Origin of the sequence: Pedobacter sp. 22226, assembly GCF_052045455.1 — a bacterium.
In the GTDB taxonomy this organism is placed as follows: domain Bacteria; phylum Bacteroidota; class Bacteroidia; order Sphingobacteriales; family Sphingobacteriaceae; genus Pedobacter; species Pedobacter jeongneungensis.
The window spans coordinates 318,030-330,505 of record NZ_JBQEPB010000007.1 but is presented as its reverse complement, the minus strand read 5'-3'; the positions used below and the strand labels follow the sequence as shown (position 1 = coordinate 330,505).

The window sequence follows — 12,476 nt, the reverse complement described above, 5'->3', positions numbered from 1 at the left end:
CCTTCTAATGGTTTCTAATAAAATAAAGCGAAGTTTAGGCAGCATACTTTTAGTATTCTTTAGCTGCCAAAATGCAGATAATAAGAAAATTAATGTGAAGGTAAGTCCTATCGATGCTTGTAAATATTACAGGTACGATGCTGGCCAAACCATATCTAATCTCGGTTGCAAGAACTGTCATTTGTTAAGTGATATGGAAATCAAAGATGATCGAGGATGGGCGACATTTGGAGGGTTAGCTAAAATGGATAGCTTAAAGCTGATTGATTACGTCTTTAAAAAAAAACACAAAGGTTGGTATAGTAAAAATGGAACATTTAAAACGGCTAGAATGGATACCCTGACTGATTGTGAAATAAAAAGCGTAATTCGCTATATCAAAGATTATGGAAGAGATATTGTATTATATAATCCATAGCTAAGCCAATGGTTTCAAATATAATAAAGCTAAGTTTAGGTAGTTTATTAGTCTTAATATTTTTCAATTGCAAAAATGCAGATAATAGGGGCAAAAATATGACCAAGATATCTACTGATACCTGTAACTATTACAAATATGATGCCCATCAAATTGTATCTAATCTTAGTTGCTATGATTGCCACCTTAGAACAAACGAAAGGCTAGATAATAATATCCCAACATTTGGTGAATTGTCCGCAATGGATAGTTTAAAACTAGTTGATTATGCCTTTACTAAAAAGCATAAAGGAGATTATAGTAAGAAAGGAGCATTCAAAACATCTAGCATGGATACACTTACTGATTGTGAAATAAAAAGTGCCATGCGTTATATAAAAGATTTTGGCAGAGATATTCCAATGTCAAGCCAATAATGTTAATTAAAATTGGCCGATCATGTTAAATTTGCAAAGCATTGATAATCGGGAAATTACTTTTTTCATTAATTATTATAATTACTAAAACGGTTTAACAGAAGTAAAGAAATTATTGCAATCAGGAAATTCTGTAATTAATTTTTATATTTAATCCATGATACTTGTTGCAGATAGTGGCTCATCAAAAACTGATTGGATGGGCTATCATAATGGCGAAACCATTAAATTTAGCACTCCCGGAATAAACCCTTATTTCTTAAGTGAGCAGGAAATTACCAAACTGATAACCAAAAATGAATCGTTGATCCAATATGCCAGTGAGGTTAAGGAAATCTACTTTTTTGGCGCAGGTTGTTCCTCACCTGATAAACACGAAGTGGTTTCCAATGGCTTATCGGCTGTTTTTGAAAATGCTTTTATCTCTGTAGATCATGATCTTTTAGGCTCTGTATATGCCACCTGCGGAAATGCCGAGGGCTTAAACTGCATTTTAGGTACAGGATCGAACATCTGTTATTTTGACGGCAAGAAAATCCACGATGGTCACCACGGTTTGGGTTATGTACTGGGCGATGAAGGATCTGGTACTTTTTTTGGTAAAAAGGTGCTGCTAAGCTATTTGTATAATAAAATGCCGGCAAATTTAGCGGCAGAGTTTAAAAAAACTTTCCCTTTCGAAAAGGAACAGATTATTACCAATGTTTACCAAAAACCTTTCCCAAATATTTATTTAGCAGGGTTTAGCCGTTTCATGGCCAACCATAAGGACCATCCCTTTATTCAGGATATTCTTCGCACAGGTTTTCAGGAATTTGTTGATACCAATGTTAAAGATTACCCGAAACACAAAAGTGTTCCATGCCATTTTGTTGGCTCAATAGCATATTACTATCAGGATTCATTAATTCCGGTATTACTTGAAAACGGCATCGAGCCCGGAAAAATCCTACAAAAACCAATTGAAGAACTATTCAATTTCATCTTGCAAAAAGAAGGTATTGTACAGCAGGCCAGTTAAAGCTGAAATCTATTTTCGGGCAATTATAAATTTATTGTTAAAATATTCTTAAGATTGTAAACATAACAACACAAACCATTGTTATATTTTTAATAGCATTTAAATTGCTAGCACATATGAAGAGAATACTGGTAGTAGACGATGATATTGAGGTTTTAGAAACCATACAATTGATACTGGAAATCGGAGGCTTTAAGGTCTCGGCACTTAGTGATGGTGAAGAAATTTTCAACAGGATTGAAAATTTTAACCCGGATTTAATTTTACTCGATATTTCTCTTGGCCATATTGACGGGCGTGTATTATGCGAACAGTTAAAATCAATAGAAAGCACCTCTAAAATTCCGATTTTGTTGATTTCAGGCTTATACGATCCAAAAGATTTTACCACCTTGAATTATGGTCAGGATGATTTCTTATCAAAGCCTTTCCAAATGGACGTGCTGCTTAAAAAGATTTCAAAAATCCTTTCACTGGAAGAAGATAAACCAAGTTTTCATTTGAATTAATTTCCATCCGGATTAAAATATTAGCCAGAAAGACCTTAAATCTATCTGGCTTTTTTATTTTTATAGCAAATCTATCTGTAAACAAAAATTACTGTCATGAAACCAAGTGAAACGTGGTTAAAAACCTGGAATGAAAAACGCAACCTGTTGGCTTGTCCAAATAACCTTAACGATTATTTCGAAGAAACAACAGTAGCAGGCAAAACAATCGACCATCTTGAACTCGGAAGTGTTTCTATCCCAACCGGCGATATTCTGGTACGCGATCCTTTGGTTTACATTCAAAAAGACGCCGAACCGTACCTGATTAAAGTGCCAAAAGGCGAATTTCCTGTTACAGCGGCCGTAGTGGTACCCGATGATAATGATGATGATTGTGCCCGTTATGCCGCAGTTAAGGTTCAGTTTACCGCTTATGATGCCGTTAGATTTGAAGAGGCATTAATCGGAACCGAAGACCTTGTTGATTTTAATGAAGGTGAATTTTTCGGCTTTAATGTAGATGCTGGTTTAGGTTGTGTTCTGGATAAAGAAACACTAAAACATTTCTGTGCTTTTCAGGATAAATTCCATAGCGAAAATCCGGGCAAAAACTTGTATGATAATTATTTCGCGATCCTTTTTGCCGCTAATTACGCAGAAAATCCAATTTATCAGCGCGAAGCCGGCGACTGGATCAACTGGAAAATCCCCGGAACGGATTATCATATTCCATTTTTCCAGAGTGGTTTTGGTGATGGTACCTACCCTGTTTATTATGGTTTTGATGTTGAAGGTAATGTTTGCTCGCTGATTATCCAGTTTATTGATATTGAACTGGCTTATGTTGAGGAACAATAAGGATATTATTTTATGGCCATAAAATACTGGAATAGTAAAACGAGGGTATTTAACCACAGATTCACACAGATAAACACAGATCTTTTACATGATGTTGGATACTAAGTGATCCGTGGAGACACAGACCCCGGTATCAGAGACACAGACCGCGGAACGGAGGACACAAACCACCGAATAAAATAGTTGTCATCTCGACTGAAGTGAAGCGGAACGGAGAGATCTAGCTCGGGGCAGATTTTGCTTCGCGGAGCCTTCGGGTTCTCGGCTGCGTTGCACTTCGCGCGAAATGACAATAGTTTATAAAAATGGTTCCGGAAAACCACATCCTATTTTCATTTGCTTCAATTTCCCCCTCCATCATCCCTTTTCCATCTTCCATTCCCCATTCTTTCCTGTCATTTTGTCAAATAAATCCTTTTGGAACAACCCTTGTTATGCTCGATGTAGATTTAAACAATTTATTTACGTATGAGCATACAGGAAAAAGGAAATATCTCGATACATACCGAGAACATCTTCCCGATAATTAAGAAGTTTTTATACTCTGATAACGAAATTTTTCTTCGTGAATTGGTTTCTAACGCGGTAGATGCTGTTCAGAAAATCAAAAGATTAGGTTCATTAGGTCAGTTTAACGGAGAAGTTGGCGCACCGCTGGTACAGGTTGCTGTTGATAAGGAAGCCAAAACCATTACCATTAGCGATAATGGTTTGGGAATGACTGCCGAAGAGATTAAAAAGTACATTAACCAGGTTGCATTTTCCGGCGCAAGTGAGTTTGTAGAGAAATTTAAAGATGCTAAAGATGCCAACGAGATCATCGGTAAATTCGGTTTAGGTTTCTACTCGGCATTTATGGTGGCTGATTTGGTTGAAATCCAGACTTTATCTTACCAGGATGGCGCAGAACCTGCACGTTGGGTTTGCGACGGAAGTACTGAATTCGAGATTACTGAAGGCACTAAAACAACCAGAGGTACCGATATTATTCTTCACGTAAACAAAGATTCTGAAGAGTTTTTAGAACAAAGCAAACTTCAGGAAATATTAGATAAATACGCTAAATTTTTACCCGTTCCGATTAAGTTTGGTACTAAAACCGAATCTGTTGAAGATGGCGTTGACGAAGAAGGTAAAGCAAAATATAATGATGTTGAGGTTGATAACATTATCAATACGACTAACCCAATCTGGACAAAAGCTCCTGCAGATTTGTCAGATGAGGATTATTTAAGTTTTTACCGCGAATTATATCCATTTAGCGAAGAGCCATTGTTCTGGATCCACCTGAATGTTGATTATCCGTTTAATTTAACCGGTGTATTGTATTTCCCTAAGTTGAAAAACGACTTTGAAATGCAACGCAACAAAATCAAGCTTTACTCACGCCAGGTTTTCATTACCGACGAGGTTAAAGATATTGTACCTGAGTTTTTAATGTTATTGCATGGTGTAATCGATTCGCCGGATATTCCTTTAAACGTATCACGTAGTTTCTTACAAGCCGATAGCAACGTTAAAAAGATCAATAACTACATTACCAAAAAAGTTGCTGATAAATTAGCTGAATTATTTGCTAAAGACCGTAAAGCTTACGAAGATAAATGGAAAGACATTGGTCTTTTTGTAAAATACGGCATGATCAGCGAAGAGAAATTTTACGATAAAGCCAAAGATTTCGCGCTGGTTGGAAACACTAAAAAAGAACTTTTCACCCTTACTGAATATAAAGAGAAAGTATCTCCATTACAAACCGACAAAAATGGTACAGTGGTTTATTTATACACTAACGATGCTTCAAAACAGGATGCATTTATCCAATCGGCCAATAAAAAAGATTACGATGTCTTAGTGCTGGATTCGCCGATTGACAACCACTTTATCAATCAGTTAGAGCAGAAACTGGAGAAAACTTCAATTAAACGTGTCGATTCCAGCGTTGCTGATAAACTAATTGAGAAAGACGAGCAAAATGAGCACGTTTTAACTGAAGATCAGGTAAAAGAAGTAACTACAATTTTCGAAAAAGCAATTACCAAACCGGGTATGCAGGTAGAAATTGTGGCTTTACATCCTGAAGAGCTTCCTGTAACCATTACCATGGATGAGTTTATGCGCCGTATGAAAGATATGGCTGCAATGGGCGGTGGAATGGGTTTTTATGGCCAGATGCCAGATAACTATAAGGTTGCCATTAACGGAAACCACAAATTAATAAGCAAGATTTTAAACGCTGATGAAGCAGAACAAAGCACTTTAGCGAAACAAGCGATCGATTTAGCGCTTTTGGCGCAAGGCATGTTAACCGGTGCAGAATTAACTGCATTTGTAAGCAGAAGTGTAGAACTGATTTAATCAGGTTATCACAAATAATTGAACTGAGGGTGTTTGGAGAAAATCCAGACATCCTCTTTTTTTGCGCAAAGGGGTTGGTGTTTGGCGATAGACGTACATTTATCTTCCATTAGCTAGCTATTTAATAGCTCAGCTTGAATGCAGCTTTTTACGATTAAACGATTTAAATAATTAACCGATTCACGCCTTTCTTGCATAAAAAAAGTCCCAATCATTAGACCGGGACTCTTTTAAGGCATTCAGGAAATTAATTCGCTGAAAGATATTTTTAGCTTGCTAATGTAGCTTTATGATCTACATTGAAGTAATCTTTGTGTTCTTCGATCATTTTTGCAATGGTAGCTGCTTTAGTATCGGTAATTTTAAACTCGAACAAAGGCTCCTGGTTTTTCTTTGATCTCACCATTTTCTCTGTGTAAAAACGGTACACTAAACCATTGGTTAATAAACCGTATTTAGCTTTTGTTTTACGGAAATACTTAGATAAACGCGAATCGTGGATATCCAAATTGTCGTTATGGTGTTTGCATTCTACCAAAATTGTAGGTTCGCCATCTTTCATGATGGTATAATCTACTTTTTTGCTCTTTTTAACCCCAAAATCTAATACCGCTTCAGACTGAACCTCAGAAGGGTCAAATCCTAAGATTTGGATAAAAGGCATTACCAAAGCATTCCTGGTTAAATCTTCAGATTGAACTTGTGGAAGCATTTTCTTGATTCTTACGGCAAATTGCCCTATTTCGTCTTTTAATTCCATGTTATATATCTTTTTTAGGTTAGTTTTTTAAATTATACTGGTTAAATACCGAATTTGCAGTGATAATGATCTGATCTAAACTTTGTTTGTCAAAAAAGTTCCTGTTCAGCATATCTACCATATAAGTCAACTTGTTAATATCAGTTGCTTTCATGCTAAACTGAAAGCTTTTTAATCCGTCTTTAATGGCTTGCTGAACGTAGTTGCGAACAACCAAAAAAGATTTTCTGAATGCATAATCGCTATCTAGCTTTCCGTTTACAAGACTTGGCACGTCCAAGTTGCTGTATTCGTTTTGCATTCTCTGATACATATCAGCGTTGATTCCCTGGCTTTTAAGAATCCCCTTGTAGTAAATTTTGTTAAGTAAGTACTCGTATTCGTTGTGTTTCATTTTGGAGGTAGATAGATGTAGGGGAATATTTCTTATTTTTCGGTATTTCTTCTTTTTTAAATTTTAGTAAAATCTGTAACCCAGTGTTGTATGGCCTGTTTTTATTTTCTTATCCACAGGCTACACAATAATGGGCAGGTAGATGTTTAATTTTAATCCAGGCTTTTAACTCCCTGATTGTTTTGTTTTTGGCAAACAGTTTAAAGATTACAAAAAGAAGTGTGCTGTGTAATTTTTTTACATCAACCCCGTAGAATATTACACGAAACCGGTAGGTTTTTTAGATGAAAGGGATTCAAGATTTTTTTTGGCCCATTTGCTAAATCAATTCATTTTTATTTAACTTGCATTCAAATCAAATCAAAACAAACATATTTAAAATCATGAATCTAAAATGCGTTGTTATAGACGACGAGCAACATGCAATTGAGGTGCTAACTGACCATATTGCAGAAATGCCGGGGCTAACCATTTTTAAGACCTTTACCAGCCCAGTGCAGGCACTTATGGAGATCAGCATCGACGATGAGATTGATTTATTGTTTATGGATATCGATATGCCTGGCATTAATGGTTTAGAACTTGCCAAAAACATCAGGGAAAAAGCAAAATATTTGATTTTTACCACGGCCCATCCAGATTATGCCCTTCAGGCATTCGACGTACAATCTGATCAGTATCTGCTTAAACCCATTTCGTTTGCAAAATTTGCGCTGGGCATTGATCGCATTTTAAAGAAAGAGGCCAACAATACTAAAGTTACTACGAAAGAAACAGAGCAGGCGGCTGCGCTTTATATCAAAGGCGATCATAAATATGCTTTTTCAAATATTGCAATTGATGAAATACTTTATATTAAAGCTTTACAAAATTATATCCAGATTATCACCAAATCTGAAACCCATACCACCTATCTTACATTAAAAGAGATTGAAAAAGCCTTAGAAACTCATGCATTTATAAGGGTTAATAAATCAAATATTGTTGCTAAATCAGCAATTAAAAAGGTAGATGGAAATATTATCCGTTTAGTAAACAATGAAATGATACAGATTGGCGAAGGCTATAAAGAAGCTTTCTTTACCTATGTTCAGAGCAGTTTACTCAAATCGAACCGGAACCAGTAAATGAGGTCACATCGATCCGGTTAATAATAATTAGTTTGGAAACTCCATGATAAAACTTGTCATTACAGTGTGGCTCTGATCTCCTGTTGGATTGGTTGAATAAGCATTCTGAGCTTTGATGTTTTTATAAACAAAAACAGTTTTCTTAGCAAGTTTTGTAGTATTTTGAGTTTTCATGGTATTAAAATATTAAATATGATGATATAATTATTAAATTAAGGTAATTATGGAAATTAAAATTCCATGATAAAACTTGTCATTGCACTATGGCTCTGATCTCCGGTTGGACTAGTTGCGTAGTTATTTTGAGCTTTGATGTTTTTATAAACAAAAACTGTTTTTTTAGAAAGTTTAGCTGAAGTATTTGTGTGTTGAGCTTTCATAATATGATGTATATAATTATTGTGATTATCGTTGTGATTAATATTCTGTAAAGATGCACCTCAAAACCACACGCAACCACTTTTTTACACAAACCCCTGCTTTTGGGAGATAAAAGCCCCATTTCAATAGATTAAAGAGAAAAAAATGAACTTTTTACACTTAAAAATATTCTACGAAAAGTATAAGTTTCACCTGTTGGTATGGAGTCTTTACATCGTTTATGAGGTATTTATTCTTGGTTTAACTACAAATCGTTTCAGAGAGCCGGGCGCGTATCTACTTGTGTACATCGTTAATATTTTAACCTTTTATACCTATGGTTTTTTATTTAAAAGCATATTAAAAACCGGATCAAATGCTATAAAAATTTTAAAGGTTACCATCCTCATTGCAGTGATAATTTTTGCATACGTGGTTTCTACATTTCTCCTTATTATTTTATTCGAAAAAATAAGTTTAATTAAAACAAATCCTGCCCGATCATTTGACCGGGAATTAATATTATCCTGTGTTTACCGGTCTATACTATTTATTGGTTATTCTACAGGTTATGTTTATATCACCAAATCATTTCAGGATCAAAAGAAGGTTGAAGCACTTGAAAGACTGAATCTGATTACCCAGCTCGAGAAACAAGCTTTAGAGAACGACCTGGTACAATCGCAGAACAATTACCTGCGCAGTCAGATCAATCCGCACTTCCTGTTCAACACCTTAAACTTTATTTATAACGACGCCCGTAAAAAGGCACCCATGGCAGCCGATGCGATTATGAACCTGGCTGAAATGATGCGCTATGCACTAAAACGCCCTGAAGCGTCAGAAATGGTTCCTTTAAGTGAAGAAATTGAGCAAATTGAGCATTTAATCAATCTTCATAAACTCCGAACGGCTAACACGATTAATCTGGAACTTGAAGTAACGGGAGATTTATTTGGGTTAAGGTTTCCACCCCTTATTTTATTAACTTTAGTAGAAAACATATTTAAGCACGGAAATGTTTCACACTCTACACAGCCGGCGTTAATTAAAATTGTTTACGAAAAAGACAATCTCCATATCAGCACGATCAACATGATTAATGACAATAAGGGAAAGCAAAGTGAGAGCCATCATGTTGGTATTGAAAACATTGGCAAGCGCCTGAGTAACTTTTACGGCAACGATTATGTATTCAGGTATTATAAAGACCCGCTTAACCGATACATTACCGAAATTGAAGTTACTGTAGTTAACCCAATGGCAAGGCTAAACCGCTAATTGTTAATGGCATTTTGCCGTTGAATATCTTTTAGCAGAAAATAATACATCACCATTTCATGTGTGCGCTGGTTTTTATTAAAAAGCCTGTTTACATGCATGTGCATTAAATCGCTGAATAATTTAGCACGTTTTTCGGGCTGCGCCTGCTGAAGAATACTGATCAATGAAGCTGAAAATTGTTCAAACTGCTCTTTTTGTGCTGAGGTTAGCGCAATAAATTCGGATTTCCTGAACAACTGGTACTGGTTATTGAGCTGTTTAAAATCGGCCGCATCCAAATGATGTTCATGGTTGAAAGAATCTGATAATGACCTGATTATTTTCCCTGCTACCTGCTGATCAAACAATCCGGCTTTAATAAGTCCGGCAAAAAGAACGGAGCACAGTTTATATTTATCAAAATGATCAGGCTGTGTTTCGAAAAGGGACAGTACAAATTCACTATCTGCAGCAAAATGTTTTTCAACATCCTCAATGATGTCGCTGCCATAACGTTCGAGTTCGCGCTTATAGGTTTTAATCTGCACATCAGATACCAGCCCTGAATTTAAAAATACGGTCAGGCTATTCATTAAGCTGGCCATTAATGCCTGCATTTTAAGTTTATCGTTTAAAAGCAGCCTGAACCTGATGTGGTTTCCATTTTCATTATAGCGGATAAAAAACCAGGAACTGATATCAGCCGAATGATTGGCTAAAAACGGGGCAATTACTTCAGCTAAAATCTGATCTGACCTTTGCTGGTGGCAAAAAATCTCGAAATAAAGCCATTCTGATCCTGGCGGGAAATACCGGATTGCGCCAGCATTTTTTTCCTGAGGTAACAAACCATTATAAATTTTCGCTGCATGGCTGATGTTTAGAACAAACTGGGCCAGATAGGGTTTCCCCTCTTCATCTTCTACAATGCTATTTTTGGGCAGGTTTGCTTCTTCAATATACAACGAGGTGTGTTTTTGCATGTATTGAAGAAAAGCACCAAGATCATCATCACTGTGCAACGCGAAACATAGGGTTTGATCGGATACCCCGGCTTTAAAATATTCACCCACACCTATTTTTACAAGATGTGCGCGGAACAGTTCAATTGATAAAAGTTTTTGGTCTATACCTAAAAGATCTTCCTTTTTAATTTTCCACTTGTAATTGCTTAGTACTATGTTTTGATATTGTAAACGCGGATAATATTCGAGATCGGGAAACAGGTTATCGAGCGGTAATGAAAGGCTGGTAACCAGGCCCTGATGCTGCAAATCGCACAAGAGCCTGAATACCGAAAGATCTGAACGTGAATAATTATAAGCAGAGGCCATGCGGGGCACCAAACGCCTGTTTAAACGTTTAGAGCTCAGTACAACCTCGGTTCCTTTAACTGAAAGCAGAATATCGTTTAAACTGAGTGGATCGGCGGAGGTATCATAATTGAGGATTGACAGCTGATGATCGTAAATCAGTTTCCGGCGGTTTACATTATCAATGTTGGTTTCTACCATGTAGGCCACATCAAAAAACAACACATCGGGATTGGCCTCTTGCTCTGCAGCAGCTACGTTTTTAGCATAATTTTCAACGGCTTCACCGGCCATGGTAAACCTGCCGGTTAGTGCGTTGGCAGTTGCCCCTCCTATCTGCTCGGTAAAAAGTAAATCGTCGTGTACAGTCAGGAGCATACTGAATGAATTGGGTAACGGCTTCAGGTTTTCGTTTGGTTTTATAGCAAGTTTATTTAAAAACACAGGCTTCCCTTTTTCAAAACTTTGCGTGGTGAGGCTGTTTTTAAGTACTGCTTTAATGCTATCGGTATCGCTCTCCTTTTTGCCCGACTTATTGTTTAATTTCGATATAAAATCATCATTTTCGCCGGTTTGCTCGAGCTGATCATAGCCAACCCCCATTTCGGGATCTAGTGCGATTAAAAGCGGTACTTCCTGATCTTCAAATTTCTTTTTAAAATTTGTGATGAACTGGCTCAATGCCCCGCGCTCACTGTTTGGTAAAATGCCATGAAGCATTTTGATCAGCCCCGGAACAGCATGAAGCAATTGTGCGTTTAAATGTCCTGATTTAACAGTTCTATGGGCAATCAGGTATTTTGGCAAATCTGTTGCATTGCTAAGCCCCAGGCGTTCGAAATAGTCGTTACCAATAATATTTGGGTCGTAACTGGTAAATATGAGCTGCAAATCGTGCATATCCTGGAGCAGGCCGAAAAGGTTTTCTACTTCTTCGCTTTGCAAATTTAAGGTCCTGATGAGTTCATTGGTACGTACCGGTTTTATACAGGCATCCAATATCTGTTTTACAAAATCATCTTCATCGAGTTCTGCGAGTTCGAAAACGCCATCGGTGCAGGCAATATAACGGATACTGTTTGGGGTAAAATAGTAACTGCTGTTACTGAATAACAGGCAGTTTTTCGTTAACAGATCAGCTAAGGGCAGTTGAATGTTATTTTTGCAGGGCCAGTCAACAAGCCCGCAGATTTTTTGCTCTTCTTCTATAACAATCTTACTATCAGATGGTTTAATGGCATCGTTTAACAGGCTAAAACCTGCAAATGTACCATAGGGCGTAGGGCGAAACTTTGCACGGTTAAAATACTTCCAGATGGTAAAATAAACCTTTGGAGGCAGGCTTTGTAGCTGGTTTGCTTCTACATCTTTAATATTTTCGTAGAAAGCGGCAGAAGATATGGCGATGGCTTTTTTTAATTCCTCCCAGCAATCGGCAAGTTCGGATTGATATGAAAATTTAGGCGTTCTAAAAATTACTGTGGGTTGGATATTAAGCTTCATCGGATTTAAATGGTGGTGAAAATTACAAAGATTAATTTAGATTACCAGTTTTCGGTTGGAGTTGAGGTTGAAAAAGAGTTGCCCAGATTATACAGATTTACGGTTGGATTAATCGTGTGATTCAGGTTTTCACTACGTACTGGTTATTGGGTTTTGGTTTGTGAGGATACTGGACCGGGGCGGAGTTACAAATC

General features: G+C 36.9%; 12 protein-coding genes. 8 read left to right on the top strand and 4 right to left on the bottom strand.

All coding sequences use genetic code 11. The features are described 5' to 3' along the window. Positions 1 to 7: 7 nt before the first annotated feature. From ACTJKC_RS17755 to htpG, 6 genes are all read left to right on the top strand, one after another. The gene (locus tag ACTJKC_RS17755) at positions 8 to 418 is read left to right on the top strand and encodes a c-type cytochrome (protein ID WP_440793965.1); all 411 of its coding nucleotides are present in this window, start codon (positions 8 to 10) and stop codon (positions 416 to 418) included. 8 nt (positions 419 to 426) lie between these two features. Further along, positions 427 to 834, top strand: coding sequence for a hypothetical protein (locus ACTJKC_RS17750; protein WP_440793964.1), 408 nt, complete (start codon positions 427 to 429; stop codon positions 832 to 834). A 157-nt stretch (positions 835 to 991) separates the two neighbouring features. Beyond that, positions 992 to 1,855 (top strand): N-acetylglucosamine kinase, encoded by an 864-nt coding sequence (locus ACTJKC_RS17745; protein ID WP_344852613.1) that lies wholly within the window; start codon positions 992 to 994, stop codon positions 1,853 to 1,855. Positions 1,856 to 1,971: 116 nt separating this feature from the next. Further along, positions 1,972 to 2,364, top strand: coding sequence for a response regulator (locus ACTJKC_RS17740; RefSeq protein ID WP_025144091.1), 393 nt, complete (start codon positions 1,972 to 1,974; stop codon positions 2,362 to 2,364). Positions 2,365 to 2,460: 96 nt separating this feature from the next. Beyond that, positions 2,461 to 3,204: a DUF4241 domain-containing protein gene (locus ACTJKC_RS17735; protein ID WP_440793962.1), complete on the top strand. Its 744-nt coding sequence runs from the start codon at positions 2,461 to 2,463 to the stop codon at positions 3,202 to 3,204. Positions 3,205 to 3,672: 468 nt separating this feature from the next. Further along, the gene (gene htpG, locus ACTJKC_RS17730; protein WP_440793960.1) at positions 3,673 to 5,559 is read left to right on the top strand and encodes a molecular chaperone HtpG; all 1,887 of its coding nucleotides are present in this window, start codon (positions 3,673 to 3,675) and stop codon (positions 5,557 to 5,559) included. A 268-nt stretch (positions 5,560 to 5,827) separates the two neighbouring features. Here the strand turns inward: htpG and ACTJKC_RS17725 are convergent, their stop codons facing one another. Both ACTJKC_RS17725 and ACTJKC_RS17720 read right to left on the bottom strand, forming a co-directional pair. Continuing rightward, a complete protein-coding gene (locus ACTJKC_RS17725) occupies positions 5,828 to 6,319 on the bottom strand; it encodes a type I restriction enzyme HsdR N-terminal domain-containing protein (protein ID WP_344852610.1) in 492 nt (163 codons plus the stop codon). A gap of 19 nt (positions 6,320 to 6,338) precedes the next feature. Continuing rightward, positions 6,339 to 6,713, bottom strand: a complete 375-nt coding sequence (locus ACTJKC_RS17720; RefSeq protein WP_344852609.1) for a hypothetical protein — start codon at positions 6,711 to 6,713, stop codon at positions 6,339 to 6,341. A gap of 383 nt (positions 6,714 to 7,096) precedes the next feature. On the opposite strand from ACTJKC_RS17720, the gene ACTJKC_RS17715 reads away from it, so the two are divergent. Continuing rightward, the gene (locus tag ACTJKC_RS17715; RefSeq protein WP_344852608.1) at positions 7,097 to 7,840 is read left to right on the top strand and encodes a LytR/AlgR family response regulator transcription factor; all 744 of its coding nucleotides are present in this window, start codon (positions 7,097 to 7,099) and stop codon (positions 7,838 to 7,840) included. Between the two features lie 30 nt (positions 7,841 to 7,870). On the opposite strand, the gene ACTJKC_RS17710 is transcribed toward ACTJKC_RS17715, so the two are convergent. After that, positions 7,871 to 8,017 (bottom strand): hypothetical protein, encoded by a 147-nt coding sequence (locus ACTJKC_RS17710; RefSeq protein WP_162799938.1) that lies wholly within the window; start codon positions 8,015 to 8,017, stop codon positions 7,871 to 7,873. 351 nt (positions 8,018 to 8,368) lie between these two features. Here ACTJKC_RS17710 and ACTJKC_RS17705 point away from each other — a divergent pair, with 351 nt between their 5' ends. Further along, entirely contained in the window at positions 8,369 to 9,484 is a 1,116-nt protein-coding gene (locus tag ACTJKC_RS17705) for a sensor histidine kinase (protein WP_344852607.1), read from the top strand. Here ACTJKC_RS17705 and ACTJKC_RS17700 read toward each other — a convergent pair. After that, on the bottom strand, positions 9,481 to 12,282 hold the full coding sequence (locus tag ACTJKC_RS17700; protein WP_440793956.1) for a thiopeptide-type bacteriocin biosynthesis protein: 2,802 nt from the start codon (positions 12,280 to 12,282) through the stop codon (positions 9,481 to 9,483). The two genes, ACTJKC_RS17705 and ACTJKC_RS17700, sit on opposite strands and share 4 nt — an antisense overlap. Positions 12,283 to 12,476 lie beyond the last annotated feature (194 nt).

What these genes read in the sequence shown, in the direction of transcription:
- ACTJKC_RS17755 (WP_440793965.1), top strand. Translation starts at nt 8, where the DNA reads ATGGTTTCTAATAAAATAAAGCGAAGTTTAGGCAGCATACTTTTAGTA.
- ACTJKC_RS17750 (WP_440793964.1), top strand. Translation starts at nt 427, where the DNA reads ATGGTTTCAAATATAATAAAGCTAAGTTTAGGTAGTTTATTAGTCTTA.
- ACTJKC_RS17745 (WP_344852613.1), top strand. Translation starts at nt 992, where the DNA reads ATGATACTTGTTGCAGATAGTGGCTCATCAAAAACTGATTGGATGGGC.
- ACTJKC_RS17740 (WP_025144091.1), top strand. Translation starts at nt 1,972, where the DNA reads ATGAAGAGAATACTGGTAGTAGACGATGATATTGAGGTTTTAGAAACC.
- ACTJKC_RS17735 (WP_440793962.1), top strand. Translation starts at nt 2,461, where the DNA reads ATGAAACCAAGTGAAACGTGGTTAAAAACCTGGAATGAAAAACGCAAC.
- htpG (WP_440793960.1), top strand. Translation starts at nt 3,673, where the DNA reads ATGAGCATACAGGAAAAAGGAAATATCTCGATACATACCGAGAACATC.
- ACTJKC_RS17725 (WP_344852610.1), bottom strand. Translation starts at nt 6,319, where the DNA reads ATGGAATTAAAAGACGAAATAGGGCAATTTGCCGTAAGAATCAAGAAA.
- ACTJKC_RS17720 (WP_344852609.1), bottom strand. Translation starts at nt 6,713, where the DNA reads ATGAAACACAACGAATACGAGTACTTACTTAACAAAATTTACTACAAG.
- ACTJKC_RS17715 (WP_344852608.1), top strand. Translation starts at nt 7,097, where the DNA reads ATGAATCTAAAATGCGTTGTTATAGACGACGAGCAACATGCAATTGAG.
- ACTJKC_RS17710 (WP_162799938.1), bottom strand. Translation starts at nt 8,017, where the DNA reads ATGAAAACTCAAAATACTACAAAACTTGCTAAGAAAACTGTTTTTGTT.
- ACTJKC_RS17705 (WP_344852607.1), top strand. Translation starts at nt 8,369, where the DNA reads ATGAACTTTTTACACTTAAAAATATTCTACGAAAAGTATAAGTTTCAC.
- ACTJKC_RS17700 (WP_440793956.1), bottom strand. Translation starts at nt 12,282, where the DNA reads ATGAAGCTTAATATCCAACCCACAGTAATTTTTAGAACGCCTAAATTT.